The sequence below is a fragment of the Nocardioides sp. Root190 genome (assembly GCF_001428565.1).
Lineage (GTDB): Bacteria > Actinomycetota > Actinomycetes > Propionibacteriales > Nocardioidaceae > Nocardioides.
Genome location: NZ_LMIA01000011.1, coordinates 93,080 through 116,534, shown reverse-complemented (window position 1 = coordinate 116,534; position 23,455 = coordinate 93,080). Strand labels below are relative to the sequence as shown.

The 23,455-nt window shown below is 72.2% G+C and carries 23 protein-coding genes; 8 read left to right on the top strand and 15 right to left on the bottom strand.

Annotation, left to right across the window (positions count from 1 at the left end; translation table 11 throughout):
* Window positions 1-25: 25 nt before the first annotated feature.
* Both ASE01_RS17735 and ASE01_RS17730 read right to left on the bottom strand, forming a co-directional pair.
* Window positions 26-373: a hypothetical protein gene (locus ASE01_RS17735; RefSeq protein ID WP_056755327.1), complete on the bottom strand. Its 348-nt coding sequence runs from the start codon at window positions 371-373 to the stop codon at window positions 26-28.
* Between the two features lie 77 nt (window positions 374-450).
* A complete protein-coding gene (locus ASE01_RS17730) occupies window positions 451-879 on the bottom strand; it encodes a molybdenum cofactor biosynthesis protein MoaE (protein WP_056755324.1) in 429 nt (142 codons plus the stop codon).
* Between the two features lie 84 nt (window positions 880-963).
* Between ASE01_RS17730 and ASE01_RS17725 the strand changes: the two genes are divergently transcribed.
* Window positions 964-2,340 (top strand): zinc-dependent metalloprotease, encoded by a 1,377-nt coding sequence (locus tag ASE01_RS17725; RefSeq protein ID WP_056755321.1) that lies wholly within the window; start codon window positions 964-966, stop codon window positions 2,338-2,340.
* Window positions 2,337-2,882, top strand: a complete 546-nt coding sequence (locus ASE01_RS17720; protein ID WP_235536088.1) for an NUDIX hydrolase — start codon at window positions 2,337-2,339, stop codon at window positions 2,880-2,882. Before ASE01_RS17725 ends, ASE01_RS17720 begins: the two co-directional genes overlap by 4 nt.
* A 4-nt stretch (window positions 2,883-2,886) precedes the next feature.
* On the opposite strand, the gene ASE01_RS17715 is transcribed toward ASE01_RS17720, so the two are convergent.
* From ASE01_RS17715 to ASE01_RS17705, 3 genes are all read right to left on the bottom strand, one after another.
* Window positions 2,887-3,456: a M48 family metallopeptidase gene (locus tag ASE01_RS17715; RefSeq protein ID WP_082606189.1), complete on the bottom strand. Its 570-nt coding sequence runs from the start codon at window positions 3,454-3,456 to the stop codon at window positions 2,887-2,889.
* A 78-nt stretch (window positions 3,457-3,534) separates the two neighbouring features.
* A complete protein-coding gene (locus tag ASE01_RS17710; protein ID WP_056755315.1) occupies window positions 3,535-4,575 on the bottom strand; it encodes a PHP domain-containing protein in 1,041 nt (346 codons plus the stop codon).
* A gap of 395 nt (window positions 4,576-4,970) precedes the next feature.
* On the bottom strand, window positions 4,971-5,801 hold the full coding sequence (locus ASE01_RS17705; RefSeq protein ID WP_056755311.1) for an enoyl-CoA hydratase/isomerase family protein: 831 nt from the start codon (window positions 5,799-5,801) through the stop codon (window positions 4,971-4,973).
* A gap of 138 nt (window positions 5,802-5,939) precedes the next feature.
* Between ASE01_RS17705 and ASE01_RS25050 the strand changes: the two genes are divergently transcribed.
* Together ASE01_RS25050 and ASE01_RS17700 are read left to right on the top strand one after the other, a co-directional pair.
* Window positions 5,940-6,098, top strand: coding sequence for a DUF5679 domain-containing protein (locus ASE01_RS25050; protein ID WP_200958898.1), 159 nt, complete (start codon window positions 5,940-5,942; stop codon window positions 6,096-6,098).
* Between the two features lie 146 nt (window positions 6,099-6,244).
* Window positions 6,245-7,129, top strand: coding sequence for a hypothetical protein (locus ASE01_RS17700; protein ID WP_056755306.1), 885 nt, complete (start codon window positions 6,245-6,247; stop codon window positions 7,127-7,129).
* 18 nt (window positions 7,130-7,147) lie between these two features.
* Here ASE01_RS17700 and ASE01_RS25045 read toward each other — a convergent pair whose 3' ends face one another.
* The 5 genes from ASE01_RS25045 to ASE01_RS17685 all read right to left on the bottom strand — a co-directional run bounded on the left by ASE01_RS25045 (window position 7,148) and on the right by ASE01_RS17685 (window position 10,675).
* A complete protein-coding gene (locus ASE01_RS25045) occupies window positions 7,148-7,309 on the bottom strand; it encodes a hypothetical protein (protein ID WP_200958897.1) in 162 nt (53 codons plus the stop codon).
* A 201-nt stretch (window positions 7,310-7,510) separates the two neighbouring features.
* On the bottom strand, window positions 7,511-7,678 hold the full coding sequence (locus ASE01_RS25040) for a hypothetical protein (protein ID WP_200958896.1): 168 nt from the start codon (window positions 7,676-7,678) through the stop codon (window positions 7,511-7,513).
* A 73-nt stretch (window positions 7,679-7,751) separates the two neighbouring features.
* On the bottom strand, window positions 7,752-8,018 hold the full coding sequence (locus ASE01_RS17695) for a WhiB family transcriptional regulator (RefSeq protein ID WP_056755303.1): 267 nt from the start codon (window positions 8,016-8,018) through the stop codon (window positions 7,752-7,754).
* 152 nt (window positions 8,019-8,170) lie between these two features.
* On the bottom strand, window positions 8,171-8,461 hold the full coding sequence (locus tag ASE01_RS17690) for a hypothetical protein (protein WP_056755299.1): 291 nt from the start codon (window positions 8,459-8,461) through the stop codon (window positions 8,171-8,173).
* Window positions 8,462-8,587: 126 nt separating this feature from the next.
* A complete protein-coding gene (locus tag ASE01_RS17685) occupies window positions 8,588-10,675 on the bottom strand; it encodes an ATP-dependent DNA helicase UvrD2 (protein ID WP_056755296.1) in 2,088 nt (695 codons plus the stop codon).
* Window positions 10,676-10,777: 102 nt separating this feature from the next.
* Here ASE01_RS17685 and ASE01_RS17680 point away from each other — a divergent pair, with 102 nt between their 5' ends.
* Window positions 10,778-11,026 carry a mycoredoxin gene (locus ASE01_RS17680; protein WP_056755293.1) on the top strand — a complete coding sequence of 83 codons (249 nt, stop codon included), beginning with the start codon at window positions 10,778-10,780 and terminating at the stop codon, window positions 11,024-11,026.
* 3 nt (window positions 11,027-11,029) lie between these two features.
* On the opposite strand, the gene nudC is transcribed toward ASE01_RS17680, so the two are convergent.
* On the bottom strand, window positions 11,030-11,941 hold the full coding sequence (nudC, locus tag ASE01_RS17675) for an NAD(+) diphosphatase (protein WP_056755289.1): 912 nt from the start codon (window positions 11,939-11,941) through the stop codon (window positions 11,030-11,032).
* A 167-nt stretch (window positions 11,942-12,108) separates the two neighbouring features.
* Here nudC and ASE01_RS17670 point away from each other — a divergent pair, with 167 nt between their 5' ends.
* Window positions 12,109-12,612, top strand: a complete 504-nt coding sequence (locus ASE01_RS17670; RefSeq protein ID WP_056755285.1) for an OsmC family protein — start codon at window positions 12,109-12,111, stop codon at window positions 12,610-12,612.
* Between the two features lie 41 nt (window positions 12,613-12,653).
* Here ASE01_RS17670 and ASE01_RS17665 read toward each other — a convergent pair whose 3' ends face one another.
* The 3 genes from ASE01_RS17665 to ASE01_RS17655 are packed head-to-tail and all read right to left on the bottom strand — an operon-like array spanning window position 12,654 to window position 19,399.
* Window positions 12,654-15,797 (bottom strand): ATP-dependent DNA helicase, encoded by a 3,144-nt coding sequence (locus ASE01_RS17665; RefSeq protein ID WP_235536087.1) that lies wholly within the window; start codon window positions 15,795-15,797, stop codon window positions 12,654-12,656.
* Window positions 15,794-18,937, bottom strand: a complete 3,144-nt coding sequence (locus ASE01_RS17660; protein ID WP_235536086.1) for an ATP-dependent helicase — start codon at window positions 18,935-18,937, stop codon at window positions 15,794-15,796. The genes ASE01_RS17665 and ASE01_RS17660 overlap by 4 nt, the downstream gene beginning before the upstream one ends.
* A 57-nt stretch (window positions 18,938-18,994) precedes the next feature.
* Window positions 18,995-19,399 (bottom strand): cupin domain-containing protein, encoded by a 405-nt coding sequence (locus ASE01_RS17655; RefSeq protein WP_056755277.1) that lies wholly within the window; start codon window positions 19,397-19,399, stop codon window positions 18,995-18,997.
* 638 nt (window positions 19,400-20,037) lie between these two features.
* Here ASE01_RS17655 and ASE01_RS17650 point away from each other — a divergent pair.
* A complete protein-coding gene (locus ASE01_RS17650) occupies window positions 20,038-22,584 on the top strand; it encodes an SCO7613 C-terminal domain-containing membrane protein (RefSeq protein WP_056755272.1) in 2,547 nt (848 codons plus the stop codon).
* A gap of 35 nt (window positions 22,585-22,619) precedes the next feature.
* Window positions 22,620-23,111, top strand: a complete 492-nt coding sequence (gene tpx / locus ASE01_RS17645; RefSeq protein ID WP_056755268.1) for a thiol peroxidase — start codon at window positions 22,620-22,622, stop codon at window positions 23,109-23,111.
* A gap of 2 nt (window positions 23,112-23,113) precedes the next feature.
* On the opposite strand, the gene ASE01_RS17640 is transcribed toward tpx, so the two are convergent.
* Window positions 23,114-23,413 carry an MGMT family protein gene (locus ASE01_RS17640; RefSeq protein WP_200958895.1) on the bottom strand — a complete coding sequence of 100 codons (300 nt, stop codon included), beginning with the start codon at window positions 23,411-23,413 and terminating at the stop codon, window positions 23,114-23,116.
* Window positions 23,414-23,455 lie beyond the last annotated feature (42 nt).

The window sequence follows — 23,455 nt, the reverse complement described above, 5'->3', positions numbered from 1 at the left end:
CCAACGTCGCCGCGGGTGAGGGTCGTCACGACGCGCGGCGGTCCCGGGTGACCTGCTCGTCGGGCGTGTCGTCCGAGGCGAGGGTCGGCTCGACCACCACGGGCTCGACGACGTCCGGCTCGCCGGACCCCGGCAGCACGACGGGGCGGACCTTCGAGGGCCGCAGCGCGACACCGCTGGCCGGGTCCACCTCACGCGGCGGTACGGCGTACCCGGGGCGGGAACCCCGCTCGCGGGAGAGCGCCTCGCCGAGCCGGCGGGCGGCCGTGTCGCGATCGACCTCGCCCCGGCCCTCCCTGCCCCACCAGCCGACCCACACCATCGCGAGCGTCGTCGCGGCGGCGGCGGGCAGCAGCCAGAACAGGATCTCCACTCCACGACCTTAGGTCGGCCGTGGGCGCGGATCGGTCAGGACACGCGGCGCACCGCCGGTTGGGGCGACCGGAGCCGCTACGGGCTGCCGACCCACTCGTCGCTGCCGTCCGCGAAGCGCTGGTGCTTCCAGATCGGCACCTCGTCCTTCAGGGTGTCGATGAGGGCCCGGCTCGCCTCGAAGGACGACCCCCGGTGCCCCGCGGTCGTCGCGACGACCACCGCGAGGTCGCCGATCGCGAGGTCGCCGACCCGGTGCACGGCGGCGACCCCGGTGACGTCGTACTCCTCCGCGACCCGGTCGCAGACCTCCTGCAGCCGCTCCAGGGCCGAGGGGTGCGCGGAGTACGACAGCCCGCTCACGCCCTGGCCGTGGTCGTGGTCGCGGACCCGGCCGACGAAGAGCACCAGGCCGCCCGCGGTGGCGTCCTCCAGGCTGTCGAGGACCTCGGTCACGGACAGTGGCTGGTCGGAGATCGCGACGAGCCGGACGCAGGGGTGTGCCATGGCTCGACTCTAGTGATCGATGTCCGGGGAGGCTCAGGGCTGTCCCCGAGACCACGGGTTGGCGATCGGGCGTAAATTCGGAGCATGACCAACAATCCGGGCGACCCGGGTGACGACCAGCCGAACCCCTTCAAGGGCACGCCGTTCGAGCAGATCTTCGGTGCCCTGGGCGGAGCGTTCCCCGGTGGAGCCAACCCGCTCGGAGCCCTCGGCGGCGCGGGCGGGATGGCGTTCATCCAGCAGCTCCAGTCGCTGATGCAGCCCCACGACGGTCCGCTCAACTGGAACGCCGCGAGCGACATGGCCCGCAAGCAGGTCGCCCAGGCCTCCGACCCGTCGGTCAGCCAGCGTGACAACGACCGCGTTGCCGACGCCGTCCGGCTCGCCGACCACTGGCTCGACGTGGCCACGGAGTTCCCCTCCGGCGTGAGTACGACGGCCGCGTGGTCGCGCACCGAGTGGCTGGTCGAGACCCAGCCGGTGTGGAAGGTCCTCGTCGACCCCGTCGCAGCGCGCTCGGTCACCGGACTGTCCAGCGGACTCCCCGAGGAGATGAAGGCCGCGGCCGGACCCCTCGTCGGGATCATCGGCCAGGCCGTCGGCGGCATGCTCGCCATGCAGGTCGGACAGGGCCTCGGTGCGCTGGCGGGCGAGGTGCTGACCGCCTCCGACATCGGGCTCCCCCTCGGAGCCGCCGGCAAGGCCGCACTGGTCATGAGCAACGTCCGCGCGTTCGCGGACGGACTCGACGTCAGCGAGGACGACGTCGTCCTCTACCTCGCGCTGCGCGAGGCTGCCCACCAGCGTCTCTTCGCCCACGTCCCGTGGCTGCGCGAGCACCTGCTGGGCGCGGTCACCGACTACGCCCGTGGCCTCGAGATCAACGCCCAGCAGATCCAGGACCGGGTCCAGGAGCAGCTGCGCGGCATCGATCCCACCAACCTCGAGTCGGTCCAGGGCCTGCTCGAGGGCGGACTGTTCGACCCGCCGCAGACCGCCGCCCAGACCGAGGCCCTCTCGCGCCTCGAGATCGCGCTCGCCCTCGTGGAGGGCTGGGTCGACGAGGTCGTCGGCCAGGCCACCGAGGAGCGGATGCCGAGTGCCGCCAAGCTCCGCGAGGCCGTGCGCCGCCGTCGGGCCGCCGGAGGACCCGCCGAGCAGACCTTCGCCGCACTGGTCGGTCTGGAGCTGCGCCCGCGCCGCCTGCGCGACGCCTCCACCCTGTGGGGCGGGCTGCGCGCCCGGTCCGGGGCCGAGGCACGCGACGGCGTGTGGATGCACCCCGACCTGCTCCCGACTGCGAGCGACCTCGACGACCCGCTCTCCTTCCGCGAGCAGGCCACCACCCCGACCGAGCTGTCCGAGGACGAGTTCGACGCCGAGCTGCGCAAGCTGCTCGACGGCCCCGAGTCGCCCGACTCGGACTCCCCCGGGACCGGCCCGGACCCCGCCGCGGAGTGAGCGGACTGCACGCCGACGCCCTCGCCACCCTGCGGGAGTGGGCGGCGCCGAACGCTGCCGAGGAGGAGCTGCGGGTCCGGATGGTCCGGCACCTGGAGTCCACCCCCGACGGGATGTGGCGGGCGTCGTACCCGAACCACCTGACGGCGGGCACGCTCGTCATCGACGCCACCGGCGAGCGGGTGCTGCTCAACCTGCACCGCAAGGCCGGACGGTGGTTCCACTTCGGCGGTCACGCCGAGGAGGCCGACCCCACGCTGGCGTCCGTCGCGCAGCGCGAGGCGCACGAGGAGAGCGGCATCGACCGTCTCGACTTCCACCCCGTGCCGTTGCAGCTCGACGCCCACCTCGTGCCCTTCTGCGACCCGCGTGGCGAGGTGAGCCACCTCGACGTCAGGTACGCCGCCGTGGCGCCCGCCGACGCCCGCGAGATCGTGAGCGTGGAGTCGCTCGCACTGCGTTGGTGGCCGGTGGACGGCCTGCCCGAGCTCGAGCCGCAGATGCACGACCTGATCGCCCGCGCCCGGGGCGTGCTCGTCTGAGCCGTCAGTCGACCGCGTCGCCGGCCGGGAAGATCTCCTCGGACGGTGGACGCGGCAGCCGCGACGCGTCGGACCAACCGGCCAGGTAGCCCTTGGCCTTCTCGGCCGCCGGGTAGTGCGCCACCCAGCCCCAGAACTTCTCGTCGTGGTGGGGCTCGATGAGGTGCGCGAGCTCGTGCACGAGGACGTAGTCGATCACCCACTCCGGCATCCGCTGCAGGCGCTCGGACAGCCGGATCGTGCGATCACGCGGCGTGCAGGAGCCCCAGCGGGACCGCTGGTTGGCCACCCAGCGCACCGATTCCGGCACCGCCAGACCACCCAGGTAGGCGTCGCTGAGCTCGCGGGCCCGCTCGGCGAGCGCGTCGTCGTCCCACCCGCGCGGTGCCGCGGTGCGCAGCTCCTTGCGCTCGACCCGGGCCACCATCTTGGTCACCCAGGCCCGCTCCTCGGGGGCGGTGAGGTTGTCCGGCACCAGGACGACGATCTTCTCGCCCTCGCGATAGGCGGACACCGTACGACGTCGGCGACCCGACCGTCGTACCTCCACCCGCGGTTTGCTCCGCCCAGCCATGGCCACGACCCTACGACCCGATCCCGCTGATTTCCGGGACCCCGGAGGCAGGATCTGCCTGCCCCGGTGGACCGCCGATCAGGGGCGCGCCCAGTCCAGCAGCTCCTCGACGGGCCAGGTGTTGACGATCCGGTCGGCGTCGATGCCGGCGGCCTCGGCCCGCTCGCAGCCCAGCACGGGGTAGTCGAGCTGACCCGGCGCGTGGGCATCGCTGTCGATCGAGAACAGGCACCCGATGTCGCGGGCCAGCTCCAGCAGGCGGGTCGGCGGGTCGCGACGCTCCGGTCGGGAGTTGATCTCGACGGCCACCCCCTCCTCGGCGCACGCCTCGAAGACGGTGCGGGCGTCGAAGCGCGACTGGCCGCGGGTGCCGCGGGCACCGGTGACCAGTCGGCCCGTGCAGTGGCCGAGCACGTTGGTGAAGGGGTTGCGGACCGCAGCGACCATCCGCCGGGTCATCGCGTCGGGCTCCATGGCGAGCTTGGAGTGCACGCTGGCCACCCGCACGTCCAGACGCCCGAGCATCAGGTCGGTCTGGTCGAGCCGGCCGTCGTCGAGGATGTCCACCTCGATCCCCCGCAGCAGCCGGAAGCCCGAGCCGGCGAGGTGCTCGTTGACCGCCGCCACGACGTCGAGCTGGCGGGTGAGTCGCTCGACCGACAGGCCGCGCGCGATCTTCAGGCGGGGTGAGTGGTCGGTGAGGACGAGGTAGTCGTGACCGAGCTCCATCGCGGTCATCGCCATCTCCTCGATCGGCGATCCCCCGTCGGACCAGTCCGAGTGCGAGTGCAGGTCGCCCCGCAGGTGTGCGCGCAGCTCCGCTCCCCCGGAGGTGAGCGGGGCGCCGTACTGCTGCTCGGCCTCGGCGAGCTTGTCCGGCAGCCTCCCCGACGCGGCCTGGCTGATCACCCGGGCCGTGCTGCCGCCGACACCGGGCAGGTCGGTCAGCGTGCCGGCTGCGGCGCGCGCGGCGACCTCGTCGGGCGTCAGCGCCAGCACCGCGGCCGCAGCCCCCCGGTAGGCCTTGACCTTGTAGCTGTCCGCACGGGCGCGCTCGAGCAGGAACGCGATCCGACGCAGTGCGGCGACCGGAGTGCCGTCGTACGGCTCCTCACTCATGTGACCCGCCTCACGTTCACGTTGTCGATCAACCTTTTTTCTCTCCACAACCAGTGGAGGAACCACGGAGCACCATTTCCGCAGGTCATCGTGCCGTACGGCGCCCAGCGGCGTCCGTGATCCACCGATTCATCCACAGGTAACCCACCATTCCCCCGCCTCCATCCACCGACAGGGCCGATCATCCACAACTTTTTCCACAGGCTTGTCCACAGGAGGTCGACCAGTCGGATTGACCGCGGTCGCCTCGCTGCCTAGCGTCGTCCCCGACGAGGCCCCCGGGCCCGCAGCACCTCGCTCGCAAGGGGAAGGCAAGCGAGGCGCAACGCGGAACCGGGGGCTTCGCCGTGTGGCCATCGGCCCGGGCCGAGTGTGTCCGGTGGGACCGGGAGCGCTCACCGATCCCGGAAGAGCGGCGCCCGCTTCTCCTGCGCCGCGGCGATGCCCTCGAGCAGGTCCTCGGTGGCCAGGGTGACCGGCTGCGCCAGGCCCTCCCACTCCAGGGCCGACTCGATCGAGGCGTGCCCCCGCTGCAGCGCCCGCTTGGTGAGGCGGGTCGCGATCGGCGCGGCCGCAGCGATGTCGGCCGCGGTGGCGAGCACGTCGGCCAGGAACGAGTCCGGCTCGCCCACGCGCGAGACGAGCCCGAGGCCCAGCGCCTCCTCGGCGTCGACCATGCGTCCCGTGAGGAACAGGTCCCGTGCCGCGGCCGGTCCCACCACGTCGGGCAGCAGGTAGGTCCCGGCCATCCCCGGGTGGATCCCGAGCTTCGTGAACGGGACTCCCATCCGCGCGCCCCGAGCGGCGTACCGGATGTCGCACGCCAACGCCATGCACAGGCCCGCGCCCACTGCGGCGCCGTTGATCGCGGCGATCGTGGGCACCTCGAGCTGTCGGATCGAGAGCCAGGCCCGGTAGAACGCCATCATCCGCGACCTCAGCTGGTCCACCGTGGCGTCCGGCTCCGAGGCCAGCCACGCCAGGTTCCCGCCGGAGCAGAACGCCTTGCCGGCACCGGTCACGACCACCGCCCGCACCGACGGGTCCTGAGCGAGGTGCTCCACCGCCCTGACCCACGACGCCGTCATCTCCTCACTCATCGCATTGCGCAGGTCGGGCTGGTCCAGCACCAACAGCGCCACCCCGTCGGAGGGCCGCTCCAGCCTCAGATGGCTCAGATCCGGGCCGTCGGGCGAGAGAGAAGAATTCGGGGCCGTTTCAGACATGCGGGGCAGGCTACTGCGACTCCGGGGCGGCGTGCCGTAGGGTCAGGGAGGTCCGGAGCCCGGCTCCGGACCCCGGCGGGCTTCCCCCAAGGTCCCCGTCGCGACGACCGATCAAACAGATTCAGCAAGGAGGCCGTCATGGCGGAGACCTGGAGCGGCGAGTTCTACTGCGTGAAGTGCAAGGCCAAGCGTGAGGCCTCGGGTGAGGTCAAGGTCAACGAGAAGGGCACCCGGATGGCCAAGGCCGTCTGCCCTGAGTGCGGCACGAACCTGAACCGCATCCTCGGCAAGGCCTGATCCAGGCCTGAGACCGAACCGTCGCGGGCGGCACCACGAGTTGGTGCCGCTCGCGGCGTTCTTTTTGCCGCGGCCCACCTCGAGCAGGTCTCAGCGCCTGTGGAGGAGCGCAGCGAGTCCCGGCGCTCCGGTGCGAGGCTGCTGGCATGTCGTCCACCCACGGGAGTGCCCCCGTCGCGCTGCGACCCGGGACGCCCGTCGTCGCCCGGTCCCCCGGCGTCCTCCAGATCGGCATCGAGCCCCCAACGCTCTGCGTTCCGGACGAGCCGGCCGTCCGCGAGCTGCTCGACGACCTGACGCGCCCCGGCGGCGCCACCGGCACCGATGCCGCCACGGCACTCCCTGATCCCGCACGGGACGTGCTCCAGCGCCTCGAGGCGCTCGGCCTGCTGATCCGGCTGCCCACCGCCGTCCGCGTGGCGGACCCGACCGATGTCGTCCTCCGCGCCCAGTTCGGCCCCGACGCCGTACGACGCCGGGCGAGCCGGGACGCGGCCGCCGTCGCGGTCCGGTGCGATCCCGCCACCGAGCTGGTCCTGGGACCACTCCTGGAGAGGGCCGGGCTGAGCCGCGCCGAGCTGAGTGACCTCGATGCCGCGGCGCACCTCGTGGTGAGCACCGGACCGGTCGACCGGGAGGTGCTCGATCACCTGGTCCGCGGCTCCGTTCCCCACCTGCTCGTGACGGGCGATGCCCGGCGCCGACGGGTGGGCCCGTTCGTCGAGCCGGGGCGCACGGCGTGCCTGCGCTGCGTGGACGCCCACGAGTCCCTCAGCGACCCACGCAGGCCGCTCGTCCTCGCCCAGGCTGCCCGGGCGGCCGTCGACAGTCCGCCGCCGCTCGACCCGGTCGTGGAGCAGCTCGTGCTGGCCTGGGCGGTCCGCGACCTGGTGCGCCACGTCGAGGGCGACGAGCCGAGCACCTGGTCGACCACCGTGGACGTGGCGCCGGGCGGCGCGCCCGAGGTGACCCGGTGGGGCCGGCACCCGGAGTGCGGCTGCGCCTGGGACGTGCTCACGCTGATGGCGTGAGGGCCAGGACCTGCCCGGTCACCACCACTCGCAGTCGAGCTTCGCCTCCAGCGAGCGCAGGTTGGCCCGGGAGCACTCGTCGCAGTAGCGGCGTACCCGCCCGCGCTCGAGGGACGTCGACCACGTCAACGGCGCGTCGCCGTCCGCGCGACGCCCGCAGAAGTCACAGGACACGGTCATGGACCTCAGCCTAGGAGCGCGCGCCCCGGGTCGACCGACGTCGTGACCGAATCGATGCCGAAGGGAGACGGCGTCATGACGAAGGGGCCGGACCCGACGGTGGTCGGTTCCGGCCCCTTCTGTTCTTCACCCGCGATCAGGTGATCCTCGTGAGGAGGTCCTCCGAGGACGTGCCATCTGGGTGGCTCCGCAGTGCGGAGCCTAGAGAGCGCGAGCGAGGGCGAGGCGAGCCTGCTGCGCTGCCCGCTCGGCCTTGCGGCTCAAGCGGCGGGCGCGGGCCATACGGGTGGCCTCGCGCAGCTGCTGCGCCTCTCCCAGGCGCGCGGACATCTGCGCGCGTGCCAGGTCTTCGTTCATCAGGTTGTACATGGTGGGAATCCTTGTCAGTAGGTCTGTCGTGAAATCTGGTGATCTGCTGCGATCACTTCGTTACGGGTTCGGTTCAGGCTGCTGCGTCTTTGCGCGGCCGGCCCCGGGGCCGCTTGCGCGGGATCACCGCGCCGGCCAGGAACAGCTCGCCACCCCACACACCCCACGGCTCACGCCGCTGGAGTGCGCCGGACAGGCACAGCTGGACCACCGGGCAGTCCAGGCACAGCGCCTTGGCGGACTCGACATCCGACGGCGACTCGGCGAACCACAGCTCCGCGTCGTTCAGCCTGCACGGCAGCAGCTCGTCCAACGTCGGCTCGAGAACACTGGTCGTCATCTGCTTTCACCTCCTCTTCGATGACCTGATCGCGTTGGTCGTTTTCCTTGTGGGGATCTGCGACTTCGCGCTCTCAGGTCGTGAGAAGCACAAAGGCCGCGGATCCCGGTCTTTCGGGTTCCGCGGCCTGGAGGCTGCCGAGCTGATTCAGATCAGTTCGGTGGACTCCAGGCTGGTGAACCCGGGACGCGGGCGACGATGGCGTCGCGGTTGCCCATGTAGGCGGGGATGCCGGCGTTGACGCGGTCCCGCTTGACGGCGGTCGGCTCGCCACCCGTGGCGCTGCCAGCAGCTTCGAACGCGGCAAATGCCGGGTGCGTCGCCGTCAGGCGCACGTCGAAGCCCTGGACCTCGAGGGTCGCGAGAGCAGAGGTGGCGCAGTCGAGCGCGAGCAGGGAAAGCTGCCAAGCGGACGTCATCGGGATGATCGTGATGTTCTTCATGTGTCGCCACCTCCTTCGGTGCCATGTGGGGCGCCAGCCGTGCCAGGGCTGTGATGCGCAGCGGATGTTGTCTGACGACCGTAACGGTCGCGTATCAGGCCGTGCAAATCATTTATCGGAGTTTTTTCAAGGATTTTCTGAAACGAGTTCGAGCACCGCTTCGCCGTACTTCTCGATCTTGTTCGGACCGACCCCGCTGACCTTCCCCAGCGCCGTGATCGAGGTCGGCTTCTGCTCCGCGATCAGCTCGAGCGTGGCGTCGGTGAACACGACGTACGCCGGCACCGACTTGCCGTCCTCACCACCCTCGCGCGCGGTCTCCAGACGCCATTGCTTGAGCCGCTCAAAGAGCTGCTCGTCGTAGCGCACCGGGTGGTGGGAGCACCGGCCCCGCTTCTTCTCGGCGGCGCTGCCGAGCGGCTGGAGACAGTCGCGGCACCGCGCCACCTTGGTCCGTCCCTTGGTGGCGTGCGGCTGCTGGGAGGCCGGCAGCAACGGGAGGAGGAAGCGCGAGGGCGAGCGACGGGCGGCCTGCCCGGGGTTGCGCGCGGCGGACCAGGAGACGCTGAGCTCGCTGCGGGCCCGGGTCATCCCGACGTAGAGCAGACGGCGCTCCTCCTCGACCGCGCCCGGGGGCGCGCCCTCCTGGCTCGCGTAGGTGATCGGCACCGTGCCGTCCTGCACGCCGCAGCAGAACACGGCGTCCCACTCCAGCCCCTTGGAGGCGTGGAAGGTCGCCAGGGTCACGCCGTCCGCGGTCGGCGCGTGCTGCTCGGCCGCGCGACGGTCGAGCTCGTCGACGAAGGTGCCGACCGAGGCCTCGATGCCCTGGGCGGAGGAGAACTCCTCGGCCTGGTCGACCAGTGCCTGGAAGGACTCCCAGCGGTCGCGGGACTGGCCACGGGTGGTGGGCGGCTCGGCGGACCAGCCCATCCCGGCCAGCACCGCCCGCACCACCTCGACCCACGGACCGCTCGCATCGGCCTCGCCGGAGCGCGCGGCGCCGCGCAGCCGGGTGACCGCCTCGCGGACCTCACGGCGCTCGAAGAAGCGCGCCGCGCCCCGGATGACGTAGGGGATCGCCCGGTCGGTCAGCGCGTCCTCGAAGGTCTCGGACTGGGCGTTGATCCGGAACAGCACCGCCATCTCGCCGTACGGCGTCCCGGCCCGGTGCAGGCGTGCCACCCGGTCGGCCACGGCCTTGGCCTCGGCCACCTCGTCGGACTCCCCCACGAACCGGACGGCGGACCCGGACGGCTGTTGGGAGCGCAGTTCCACACCAGCGCTGGTGGTCCCGGCCAGGAGCTTGTTGGCCTCGGAGACGACCTGCGGGGTCGAGCGGTAGTTGCGCACCAGCTCGATGGAGGTGGTGCCGTCGTACTTCTTCGGAAAGTTGCGGAGGTAGGTCGCATCGGCGCCCGCGAAGGAGTAGATCGTCTGCGCGGGATCGCCCACGACGCAGAGCTCGTCGCGGCCACCGAGCCAGAGGTCGAGCAGTGCCGACTGCAGTGGCGAGACGTCCTGGAACTCGTCCACGACGAACCACTTGTACTGCCGACGCACCTGCGCCGCGACGCGTTCGTCGGTCGCCAGCAAGCCTGCGGTGAGGAGCAGGACGTCCTCCATGTCCATCCGGCCCTGGGAGCGCTTGACGTCCTCGTAGGCCGCCATCACCCGGCCGATCGCCTCGGGCGTCTGGTCGGAGACGCCGCGTCCCTTGGCCGGCGCGATCCGGGCGTAGTCGTCGGCCCCGACGTTGCTGACCTTGGCCCACTCGATCTCGGAGGCGAGGTCGCGCAGCAGGGCCTGGTCGGTGCGCACCCCGATGGTCCGGCAGGCCGCCGCGAGCATCCCGATCTTGGACTCGGTGAGCTCGGGCAGCTCGGTGCCGTGGATGTGTGGCCAGAAGTAGCGCAGCTGCCGCAGCGCCGCGCTGTGGAACGTGCGCGCCTGGACGCCGGGCGCCCCCAGGGTCCGCAGCCGCTGTCGGAGCTCGCCCGCCGCCCGGGTGGTGAAGGTGACGGCGAGGACCTCGGTCGGGGCGTAGACCCCGGACATCACGCCGTGCGCGATCCGGTGGGTGATCGCGCGGGTCTTGCCCGTTCCCGCGCCGGCGAGCACCCGCACCGGCCCGCGCAGGGTCTCGGCCACCTCCCGTTGCTCGGGGTCGAGGGCGGAGAGCAGCTGCTCGATGGGCTGGGACACCGCGGACATCCGGTGGAACAACTCCTTCACGGGCGTGGTTGGGTGAGAGCACCGACTGTGCCGACACAGGACGTGGCGAAACAGACCCTAGACGCCGGAGGCGACACTTCGATGAGCTCCTTCACGATGTACACCACACCGTGGTGCGGCTACTGCAAGCGGCTCAAGAGCCAGCTCGACCGTGAGGGCATCGCCTTCGACATGGTCGACATCGAGCAGCAGCCCGAAGCGGCCGCGATCGTGGAGTCCGCCAACAACGGCAACCAGACCGTGCCGACGCTCGTGTACGCCGACGGAACCGCTCAGACGAACCCGAGCATCGCCCAGGTCAAGGCCAAGCTCGAGTCGCTCAGCGCCTGAGCCTCACCAGCTGCCGGGCAACTGTTCGCCGTACCACGACTCGATCAGCGACCGGCTGATCGAGACACCGCCCGGGAGCACCAGCGATCCGTCCTCGGCGCCGGCCCGCATCTGCTCGCGGGTCACCCACTGCGCCTCCTCCACCTCGGCGTCGTCGAGGTGGATCTCCTCGCTGACCGCACGTCCGTGGAAGCCGATCATCAGGCTCGACGGCAGCGGCCACGGCTGGTTGCCGAAGTACTCGACGTCACCGACCACGACGCCGGTCTCCTCCAGCACCTCGCGGCGTACGGCGTCCTCCAGGGACTCCCCCGGCTCGCAGAAGCCCGCGAGGGTGGAGAACCGGCCCTCGGGCCAGGTCGCACCGCGGCCGAGCAGGCAGCGCTCGTCGGGACTGCCCGGCTCACCCGCCGTGATCAGCATGATCACTGCCGGGTCGGAGCGAGGGAACTGCGGCTTGCCGCAGCTCTGGCAGACCTGCTCGTGCCCCGCCGCACGCGGCACGAGCACGCCACCGCACCGCGGGCAGTGCCGGTGCGCCCAGTGCCACTCGGCGAGCCCGAGGGCGTGGAAGACCAGCGGTGCCTGCGCGACCGCGTCACCCGACAGGAACGCCAGGAGGCCACGGAGCGGCAACCAGCGGTCCGGCTCGGCCTTCGCGAGGTCGCCGGGGACGATCACGCCCCACCAGGTGTTTCCGTCGCGCTCCCCGAGCAGCAGTCGTACGCCGTCGGGCGCCATCTCGCTCGGCACCCACTCCAGGCCCTCGGCACCCGGGCGCACCCGGGTCCCGGAGATGACCAGGACGCGGCTGGTCGGGTCGGCCCACCGCTCGTCGAGCCAGGCCTCGTCGGAGCGGTGCAGTCCGAGTCGTTCATGCGGGTCGGCGACGAGCGAGAGGTGCGGGTGGGTCACGTCCGCGAGCCTAGATGAGCACGTCCAAGGGCTGCCGCACGGCTGCTGGGCACCGTGGGTCGAACAGGCCGCCCGCGGCCGTGTCGACACGGCCCGCCGCGGTGCAGTCGACCTCGACGGCCGGGTGGGTGCACCGGGTCATCGGGTCTCCGGGGCTACCTTGGAACATGGACGCCACCTCGCTGCGAGCTGCCCAGGCACCCCTCAAGGAGCGGTACCGGTCCGATCCCGGCACCGCCAGGATCCCGAGCTCGGCGCGTGGTGACTACCGGGACACCGAGGTCACTGCGACGGTCGACGGCTTCGCCGGGCCGATCCGCGCCGGTCTCCACACCGCGACCGGTGGCACCGGCGAGGACGCGTGCTCGGCGGACCTCCTGCTCGAGGCGGTCCTTGCCTGCGCCGGTGTGACCCTGCGCGCGGTCGCCACCGCGATGGGGGTCGACATCCGCTCCGCGGAGCTCGCCGCCGACGCCTGGTGGGACGCGCGCGGCACGCTCGGTGTCGATCGCTCAGCACCGGTCGGGGTCCGCGACATCGAGGTCGTGATCACCCTCGACACGGACGCGTCGGACAGCGATCTCGAACGCCTCGCCACGGCGAGCGAGCGCTACTGCGTCGTCGGCCAGTCCCTGGCCCAACCTCCCCGGATCGTGGTCCGGCGGGCCTGAACCCACCGCCCGCAGTCTCCGCCCGCCGTCTCAGCTCGCAGTCACCGGTCGGGCTCACCCAGCAGGCGCTCGATGCCCGCCCGGTCGGGAAGGTCGTCGTGGACCACGAGCTGCCCGGAGCGCACGTAGTGGAAGGCGCCCCGCACCTGATCGATCGCGACACCGTGCAGCTCGGCCCACGCCAGCCGGTAGAGCGCGAGCTGGAGCGGATCGGCGTCCTGCCGATGGCTCGTCTTCCAGTCCACCACGAGGACCGAGCCGTCCGGCTCGTCGTACACGGCGTCGATCCGGCCGCGCACGACCTGGCGGGACCCGTCGGGCGCCGTCAGCACCAACGCGAAGGGCGCCTCGATCGCTGTCGGGACCCGCGCAGCGAACGGTCCCTTCTCGAAGGTCGCGATGAGCTCCTTGAGGTCCGAGTCGTCGTCGATCCCGGCGTCGGCGCGTCCGGAGAGGTCGTCGGGCTCGAACAGGCCCTGCTGGCCGAACCGGGCCTCGACCCACGCGTGGAAGCGGGTTCCGAACCTGGCAGCCGGGGCCGGAGGCCGCGGCATCGGCCTGGCGAGCTCGCGGGCGAACGCGGCCGGGTCGTCACGCAGACGACTCAGTGCGGTCGCGGGCAGGGACGCAGGCAGCGGCACCTCGACCTGCAGCACCCGCTCGGAACGCGCCTCCTCCAGCAACCGCTGGATCTCGTCGTCCCAGCGCTGCACCACGGGATCCTCGGACGGCTGCGGCGGGCCGGCAGCACGCACCGCCTCGGCCGCGGCGGCCCGGCGGACCACCTCGGGCGTGTGGTGGTTGATCGGCCAGTCGAGGTCCGGGTCGAGACTGGCGTACGGCGACGGCTCGTCGTCAGGTGCCTCGAGCCAGGCATCGGGCTCGGCGCCCCAGGTCGCCATCGCGTCGCGGGTCGTCGCCAGGTAGGCCGAGGGACCGACGCCCTTCTTCAGGCCGGGACGGAAACGCCAGCACGAGACGAGCAGCCGGTGCCGGGCGCGGGTCCAGCCGACGTAGCCGAGGCGCAGCTCCTCGAGCCGCTGGTGCGCGCGGCGGTCCTCGTCGTACTCCTTGATGCCGGCGGCGGTGTGTGCCCGGAGCTGGGGCATGTCCCTCGCGTCACCGCGCAGGGCTGTCGGCAGCACCCCCGGCGTCGTCAGGGAGGTCGGCCGCAGTCCGGTCACCGGGAACTTCTTGTCGCTGACGCCGGGGATCAGCACGACGTCCCACTCCAGCCCCTTCGAGCGGTGGACGGTCAGCAGCTTCACCGAGTCGGCCTCGGTCGGGACCGCGACGTCGAGGCCCTGCCCGGTGTCGTCCTCCGCCTCGAGCCAGGACAGCAGCGCTCCGAGGTCGGTCCGCCCGTCGAGCCCGGTGAACTCCGAGACGGCCTTGACGAACAGGTCGAGGTTGTCGCGCCGGGCGGCGGCGGCAGGGCTGACCGAGGACGCCAGCTCCACGTCGATGCCGGTCACCTCGATGATGCGGCGGACCAGGTCGAGGACCGGCTCGCCAGCAGCCGTGCGGAGGCGGCGGAGCTCGGCGGCCAGCAGGACGAACCGCTCCCGAGCCTCGGGCGAGTAGTCCGCCTCACCGGGCGACTCGAGGGCGTCGCACAGCGCCGGCACCTCGATCGGATCCCCCAGCGCCACGGCCTGCGCGAGCTGTTCCTGGAGCTCGTCGGGGCGGGCCGGGCGTCCGCCCGCCAGCTCCCCGGCGCGGCTGCCGAGCAGCGCGAGGTCCCGCAGGCCGATCTGCCAGCGGGGTCCGGTCAGGAGGGTGAGCAGCGCTGCATTGGCGGTGACGTCGTGGATCAGGGTCAGGCTGGCCAGCACCTCGGAGACCTCGGGCAGGCGCAGCAGACCCTTGAGTCCGACGATCTCGACCGGGATCTCGACCGCCGTCAGCGCATCGAAGACGTCCGCGGCGTGCCGGTTGTCGCGGACGAGGACACCGATCTTCGCCCAGTCCGTCCCGCTGGCATGGGCGGCTGCGACCTCCTCACCGAGCCAGACGAGTTCCTCGTCGTAGGTGTTGTGCACCCGCGCGCGGACCTCCCCCTCGCCCGCGTCCGGCTTCGCCTCCAGCCGCACCACACTGGGACTCGCGTCGAGCAGCGGCTGCGCGAGGTGGTTGGCCACCTCGAGGATGCGCCGGTCCGAGCGACGGTTGGTCGCGAGCTGGTACGTCGGAGCCGGGCCGTCGGCCAGCGGGAAGTCGAGGTTGAACTGCAGGATGTTCGAGACCGAGGCACCCCGCCACCCGTAGATCGCCTGGTTGGGGTCGCCCACCGCCATCACGGCGTGAGCGCCGCCGAACAGCCGCCGCAGCATCAGCGCCTGGGCGACCGAGGTGTCCTGGTACTCGTCGAGCAGCACCACCCGGTAGCTCTCGCGCTCCCCCGCGCCCACCTCAGGGTGCTCGTCGGCGAGGCGCGCCACGAGGGCGATCTGGTCGGAGAAGTCCATGAGCCCGAGGTCGGCCTTGAGGGAGCGGTAGCCCTCGACGAGACCGAGCAGCTCGGTCCGCCTGTCGATCACGGTGATGGCGTCCTGCAGCGGCTTCTTCGCCCGGCTCGTGAGCAGCTCGGTCGAGAACGCCTGTCGGTCCCGGCGGTCCTGCTCACGGACCATCTCCAGGCTGCACAGGTGCTCGGACATCTCCGCGTCGAGGGACAGCAACGCCTTCACGACGGTGTCCGGGTGGTCGCTGAGCAGGTCGATCGGCGCGTCGTACCTGCTGATCGCCCGGGCGGCGAGCTGGAACCGCTGGGCATCGGCGATCAGGCGCGTGTCCGGCTCGTGACCGATCCGCAGGCCGTGCTCGCGCAGCAGGTTGGAGGCGTAGGAGTGGTACGTCGCGACGGCGGGCTCGTCGTTCTCGTCGTCGACCGGGCGGAGCCCTCCGAGCAGGCCGGCGCGTTGCAGCGACTCACGGATGCGGTGCTGCAGCTCGCCGGTGGCCTTGGTGGTGAAGGTCAGCCCGAGCACCTGCTGGGGCTCGACCAGGCCGTTGGCCACCAACCACAGCACCCGTGCCGCCATCACGGCGGTCTTGCCGGACCCGGCGCCGGCGATGATCACCGCGGGTTCCAGGTCGGCGGTGACCGCGGTGAACTGCTCCTCGCTGAAGGTCCAGTCGACGCCCATCAGGTCCCGGAGCTGGTCGGGGGTGGAGTACTTCACGACAACACCGATCCGGTCGAGAACGCAGGGCAGATGGGCTGGAAGGAGCAGTACCGGCAGTGGCCGTTCTGCGGACTCGCGGAAGGGCGCGCGGCGAACTCCTCGGCACGAACGGCGGCCACCGCGCGCGTCAGTTGCTCCTCGATGAACTCGGGCTCACCCTGGCTGTCGATCCGCGGCAGGTCCTTGCCCAGCCGGAGCTGGACCAGTTCGGCGCCACCGGCGCCTGCGCCGTCCGGGACCCCCTCGACGTCCGCGAGCGCCCCCGCGTCGACGGCGAGCTGGTAGAGCCCGAGCTGCGGGTGCTCCAGGATCTCCTGCTTGGTCGGGCCGTACTTGCCGGTCTTGAGGTCCACGACGACGACGTCCCCCGCCTCGTCGAGCTCGAGACGGTCGGCCTCGCCGGTGAGCGTCACGCTGGTCCCGTCGGGCAGGCTCACCGTCGCGCGGACCTTCTGCTCGGTGGCGATCACGACGCGCGCACCCGGACGCGTGTGCCACGACAGGAAGCGCCGCAGGCAGTCCTGGATCGCCTCCCGCTCCCGGGCCGCACTCCACGGCGTACGGAACTCCATGCGCCCCCAGACCTCGTCGACGTGGGTCATCAGCTCGTCGAGGTCGGGCTCGACCTCCTGCTTGTGGAGCCGGTCGGCGAGCGCGTGCACGATCGTGCCGAAACCCTGGTTGGTCGAGCTGACCCGCGATCCGCCGGCCTCCCTCTCGAGGAACCACTTGGCCGGGCACTCGAGGAGGCCCGACAGGGCACTCGCCGAGAGCGAGATCGGCCGGTCGTCCGGACGGATGGGTACGACGCTCCGCGTGGCCGAACGGAGGCCCCACCACGAAGACGGGTCGGCGTAGGGCGCCACCGGACGCCCGCCGACCTCCGCCCCGGCGAGCAGGTGCAGCCGTTCGGCGGCCGAGGTCCGCAACGCCTCGGGGCTGTCGGGGTCGGCGACCACTCGGCGCAGCTCGGCGACGATGCCCTGCAGTGACAGCGGTCGGCGGGGCCGACCGACCACGTGCCGGACCGACGGCTGCTCGGCGTCGCCCGGCTCGAGCTCCTCGAGGAAGCGCGACGGCTGTTCGCCGTCCGGGTCGCTGGAGCGGACGGCGGTGACCACCAGACGGGTCCGCGCCCGGGTGACGGCGACGTAGAAGAGTCGGCGCTCCTCGGCCAGCAGCGCGCCGCGGGTCGGGAGGTCCACCAGTCCGTCGGCACCGATCCGGTCAGCGCCCAGCAGCGAGCCGCGCAACCGCAGGTCGGGCCAGCCCTGCTCCTGGACGTGGGCGATCGCGACCAGGTCCCACTCCAGCCCCTTGGCGCGGTGGGCGGTGAGGAGGCGGACCGAAGCTCCTCGCACACCACGCTCAGCCAGGGTGTCCCCCGGGACCTCCTGCGCGAGGAGGGTGTCGAGGAAGGTCTCGACCGCGGTGTGGTCGCGCTGCTCCTCGACCCGGGCGACCGCCTCGAACAGTGCGCACAGCGCATCGAGGTCACGGTGGGCCAGACGGGCGGCCGGGCCGCCGCGAGCGATGGCGGCGGTGAGCCGCTCCTGCCACGGCGAGGCATCCCAGAGCGCCCACAGCACGGCCTCGGCGCTGGCACCGTCCTCGAGCAGCTCCCGAGCAGCGGCCATCCGCGCGCCGAGTGCGGTCGCGTCGGCGTCGAACACCGCCGCGCGCAGCAGCTCGCGAACCGGCCGGTCAGGCTCGACAGCACGCAGGCGTCGGGTGAGCGCTCGGACCTCGGTCGCGTCGAGTCCCCCGAGGGGCCCGGCGAGCAGCTCCTCGACGCCTTCGCCCTCGGGGTCGGCCACCGCGCGCAGCGCTGCGAGGAGCGAGGCGACCGCAGGCTCCTGCACCAGCGGGATCTCGTCGCGCGCGATGTCCACCGGGACGCCGGCGGCAGCCAGGCCGCGGCGCAGGGCCGGCAGCGACGCCCGCCCGGACCGGACCAGTACCGCCATGTCGTCCCAGGACATCCCGTCCTCGAGGTGGGCGCGCCGGAGCATGTCGGCGAGGTGCTCGACCTCGGCCCGCTCGGTGTCGAAGGTGCGGACCTGGACCAGCCCGTTCACCTCGCTCTGCGAGCGCGGAGCCAGGAAGGCGGAGCGCACCTCCGCGGGGATCGATCCGTGCAAGGGGAGGCGCGCCGCGATCCGCTGGGCCGGCCCGAGGATGTCGGCCCCGAAGCGCCGCGTCGTCTGCAGCGCCACCACGTCGGCCGGTGCGCCGTCCGCCTGCGGGAACTGGGTCGGGAACTCGAGGATGCCGCGCACCTCGGCGCCGCGGAACGCATAGATCGACTGGTGCGGGTCGCCGACCACGACCAGGTTGCGACCGTCACCCGCGATGGCGCGCAGCAGCGCGACCTGCCCCGGGTCGGTGTCCTGGTACTCGTCGACGAAGACGTGCTGGAACCGCGCCCGGAGCTCCTCGCGGTGGTCCTCGGCCTCGATCCGGGCCCGGCGAATCAGATCTGCGTAGTCGGTGGCGCCCAGGCTGTCGAGCGAGTCGAGGTACTGCTCCAGGAAGAGCCCCGCGGCGACGTACTCGTCCAGGTCCTCGGCCTCGCCCAGCGCGCGCAGGTCGTGGCCGTCCAGGCCCTTCTCGCGGGCCCGCCCGATGACGGCATGGACCTCGCGGGCGAAGCCGCGTGTCGCCATGGCCTGCCGGAAGCGGTCGGGCCAGCGGACCGACTCGGGGTGATCGGTGAGCAGCTCGCGCAGGACGACGTCCTGCTCGGGCGCCGAGAGCAGCCGGAGCGGAGCCTCGTAGAGCTCTGCGGGGGCGTAGCGGCGCACCAGGGCATAGGCGAAGGAGTGGAAGGTCGAGCTCAGCTGCTGCCCGGTGGTGCGGCCGAGCCGCGCGCTGACCCGGTCCCGCAGCTGGTCGGCGGCCTTGCGCGAGAAGGTCAGCGCGAGGACCGAGTCGGGATCGGCACCACGGCGCTCGATCCGGTCGACGATCGCCTCGACGAGGGTCGTCGTCTTGCCGGTGCCCGGTCCGGCGAGCACGAGCAGCGGCCCGCCCGGGTGGTCCACCACGCTGCGCTGGTGCTCGTCGAGCTCGGGCGCCGGCCCCGGAGCCGGCGCCTGCTTCAGCACGTAACGGCGCTGCCCGCTCCCCTGGTCCACGGGCGTCACTCAACCATCCCGTCCCGACAGAATCCGATCAGGCCTGCCAAGCCACTCTCAGACCAGCTCGAAGTCGGCGAAGTCGAAGCCCGGCGAGACCAGACAGCTGACGAGGGCGTCGGCATCGGAGACCAGCGTCCGCTGCCACACGTCCGCCGGGACCAGCGCCTGCAGCGTCTCCACCCCGACCACCAGCCGCTCCCCGGGCTCGGGCGCCGACCCGCTCCCACCGAGCTCCACGGTCACCGTCCCCCGGTGCGCCAGCCAGATCTCGTCGGACCGCACCCGGTGCCACGCCGAGGACTCCCCTGCCGGCAGCAGGAAGTGGATCAGCGTCGCCGTGGGCCGCACTCGGCCGTCCGCGAGGGTCACCGTCGTGTCGGCCGCCCAGGTCCGGCGGTACCAGCCACCCTCCGGGTGCGGCTCGAGATCCAGCTGTACGGCGAGCGGCGGCTTCTCCATGCGCCCAGTCTGCCGTCCGGGCTCGCCCCTGGAAATGGACGAAGGGCCCTCGTGAGTATGAGTCACAAGGGCCCTTCAGGTGACCAGTACTGGTGACGCTCCCGGTCGACCCACTGGCTGCTCGGATCCCACGAACCTCGTCACCCGGCTCGCGCGGCCGGCGTCCCCGTGAGGGGCCGCCTCGCCAGCACCCCGAAGGGTTCCGGCCTGGCCGTCTGGATCCTCGCCTTCCGGCGGATCCCGCTCTCCCGGAGGAGTGCGTGGGAGAAGTTCTACGCCCGTCCGACGACTGTTGGCAAGGGGTTTGCCCTTTGTTTGACAGCCTTTCTCGCTCCTCCACCGATCGTCGGCGTGTCCTCCACAGGAAGCCGTCCCCCCTCCACAGGTTTCCCCTCGTCGTCCCCACCTTGGGGACTCACCTGTGGAGGAACGAGGTCCGCCACCGGGTCGGTCGACTGGGCTCACGAAACTGCCTCTGGGCACACGGAGTTTCATGCGCTCAGGGGCAGTTTCACCGCCTGGGCGGTGAAACTGCCCCCGCCCGCCGCCCCATTCCCGCCCGGGGTGAGTACGCATGCTCAGCGGGCCTGAGTCCCGAACCGATGCCACGGGGCCGCCGCGTCTGGCCCAATGGAGACATGCGCTACGCCGATCCCGCCCTCTGCCCCGACTGCCGGTCCTCCTTGCCGTCGGGCGTTCCCGTGTGCCCGACCTGCGATCTCCTGGTCCGGCACCCGCTCGCGGTCGACCTCTTCCGGACGCTGCGCCGCGCCGACGAGCTCGTCGTTGACCTGCGCGCGGCGACCGACGCGTTCCACGACCGACCCACGGCCGTCGAGGCGGGCGTGCCTGAGGCGACCCGAGTGAGCAGCCTCGGTGGTCCCCTGGTGCCGCCGAGCGCCGACCCGCTCCCCAAGCTGGCGCCGGTCGGGGTGGCACCTCCGCCGCTGCCGCCGACGTCGTACCCGCCTGCCGACGGCCCGCGCCCCGAGCGCAGCGGCGTCCTCGTCTCCTCGGTCCCCAAGATCCTGCTGGGCCTGGGCGCCTTCTGCCTGCTGGTCGCCGCGGTCATCTTCCTCGCCGTGTCGTGGTCGGCGCTCGGCGTCGGCGGGCGGACCGCGGTGCTGGGCGGGTTCACGCTCACGGCCAGCACGTCTGCGTTGCTGCTGCACCGGGCCGGCCTCCGTGTCGCCGGCGAGTCGCTCATCGTGGTCGCGCTCGGGATGCTCGCGCTGGACGTCTTCGGCGCCGGGGCCGCCGGATGGTTCGGTGCGGGCGGTGACGGTGGCATCACTCTCGCGGCCGGCCTGGTCGTCGCCGTCGCAGCCGTCGTCCTCTCCGTCGTCCGGATCGGCGACCAGCCCCGCCTCGTCGCCCCCCAGGTCATCGCCGGCATCGCGTTGCTCGTCGGGTACGCCGGCGCGGTCGACACCACCGACCACCGACTCATCGCCGGCCACCTGCTGACGGGCGCCGCGATCCTCACCGTGCTCGTCGGCCGCGCTGTCGGCCTCCCGGTCCTCCAGTGGTCGACAGCCGCGGCCGGCGCCATCGCCTGGTTCGGAGCTGCCTCACTGGCGACCTCGCAGGCACTGATCGATCCCGATCTCCACCGGCTGTGGTCGGACGGCAACGGGTGGTCGCTCCTCGTCACCGCTTCGGCGATGCTCGTCCCCGGCCTGGTCGTGCGCCACCAGCACCTTCTCCTCGCCGGTGCGAGCTGCGCGGCCATGGTCGTCACGGTCGTGCTGACCCTGCCGAGCGTCGACACCGATGCCTCCACCCTCGGGATCGTCGCCCTCTCCGTCACCGCCGCCTGGGTCGTCGGCCTGGCGGTCCTGCCGCGGCTGGTCCGGGTCATCGCGATCGCCCCTGCTGCCGCGGGCAGCCTGATCCTGATCGGCCTGTCCCTCACCACGGCCGCCGTCGCTCTCGTCCGCTGGGCGGAATCCACTCGGACCGCCTACGCCGAGCCCTTCGACCTGATCCTCACCGGGTCCGATCCGGCCACCGAGCCGCTGCTGCTGGTGCCGTCGGTCCTCGTGGTGCTCGCGTTCGTCGCCCTTCTTCCTGCTGACCGCGGCCGCTCCGCCCTGGCCGTGTGGGCCCGGGTCGCGGCGATCGCGGTCGGTCTCGGCGGCGCCACCACTCTCACGTCGTACGACGTGGCGCTGGCCCTGCCCGTCGCTGTCCTCGTCCTGACGGCGGCTGTCAGCACCACCTTCGCGTTGACGACCAAGGGCGCCCAGTCCGTCTGGTTCGCGGCGAGCGCCGCTTCCCTGGCGGCCGTCGCGAGCATCGCCGCCCTGCCGAGCGACGTGCTCGGCGCCGCGGTCGGTGCAATGGCCTGCGCGGTCGCCCTCGTCCTCGCGGTGATCGGCCGCGAAGCCGGAACCCGGGTCGTCGGCCGGCTCGCCGTCTCCCCCCTGGTGGCGATGGGCGTCGCCGCCGCTGTGCACGTGGCCGGAGGAGACGCGGCCTGGGTCTCCCTCCCGGTCCTGCTCGCCGTCGGTGTGCTGGCGGTCGCGTTCGCCAGCGAGGACGTCGAGATCCCCGCTGCCCTCACCGCGTCGGTACTGTTCCCGGTCTCGCTGGCCGCGACCGCCGACCCGGGCGGCTACACCGCGCTGTGGCTGGCCGTCCTGGGGTTCCTCGTGTGCGCCACCGCGCTGGTCAACAAGTCCCGCCGCGGACTCGCCTGGCTCGGGGGCGTGCTGCTCCTGCTCGCGACGTGGGTGCGCCTGTTCGACCTCGACGTGTTCGAGCCGGAGCCCTACACGCTGCCGCTGGCCGCAGGCCTGGTCGCCCTCGGCCTGTGGCGGATGCAGCACTCGCCCGCGGTCGGCACCGCCGAAGCACTTCTGCCTGGCCTGCTGCTCGCCACCGTCCCCTCGCTCCTGTGGGTGCTCGACGACCCGGTCTCGCTCCGCGCCCTGGTGCTCGGCGCCGCCTGTCTGGCCCTCACCGTCGCCGGTGCCGCCCTTCGCTGGAGCGCTCCGCTCCTCGTCGGCGCGAGCATCGGCGCAGCGATCGTGTTCCGCGAGCTCGGGCCCTATGCGGGCGACTTCCCCAAGTGGGTCTGGATCGGGCTGGCCGGTGCTCTGCTCACCGTCGTGGGCATCACCTGGGAGCGGCGACTGCTCGAGGTCCGCAAGGCTGTCGGCCTCCTCGGTCGGCTCCGGTGACGGAGGATGTCGCGCGACCTGCTAGACATCAGGGCATGGCTACCACTGCACTCGGGGGCAACCCCGTCAACACTGTCGGCGACCTCCCCGCGGTCGGCGCTGCTGCGCCCACCTTCGAGCTCGTCGGATCCGACTTCGCCGCCGTGTCCCTCTCCGAGGGTCAGCGCGCCGTGCTCAACATCTTCCCGAGCGTCGACACGGGCGTGTGCGCCGCGAGCGTGCGGAAGTTCAACGAGCTGGCCGCCGGCCTCGAGAACACGACCGTCATCAACGTCTCGCAGGACCTGCCGTTCGCGCAGGCCCGCTTCTGCGGCGCCGAGGGCATCGAGAACGTCACCACGGCCTCCGGCTTCCGGACGTCCTTCGGTGACGACTACGGCGTGAAGCTCGTCGACGGCAAGTTCGAGGGCCTGCTCGCCCGCGCGGTCGTCGTCGTCGGCGCCGACGGCAACGTCCTGCACACCGAGCTCGTCCCCGAGATCGCCACCGAGCCCGACTACGACGCGGCCATCGCCGCGCTCGGCTGAGCTCAGTCCCCCGTCACGGGATCCCAGAAGGCCCGTGACAGGTCGAGGCCGCCGCTGAGCTTCAGCGGCGTGCCCTCGGCCAGGTAGGCACCACGGGCCCGGTCGCCGTGGCTGGGCGGGAGCGTGCCATCGGCGCGCACCACCCGCCACCACGGCACCGGGCCGCCGTACCTCGCCATCACCGACCCCACCTGGCGCGGCCCGCCTCCGACGACGGCCGCCAGCGCGCCGTACGTCGTGATCCGGCCGGCCGGGATCTGCTCGACCAGCGCGAGCACCGCTTCGACGTACCCCTCGTCCACGGGGCCATTCAACACGTCCCGGACAGGTCCGCAGACGACAGG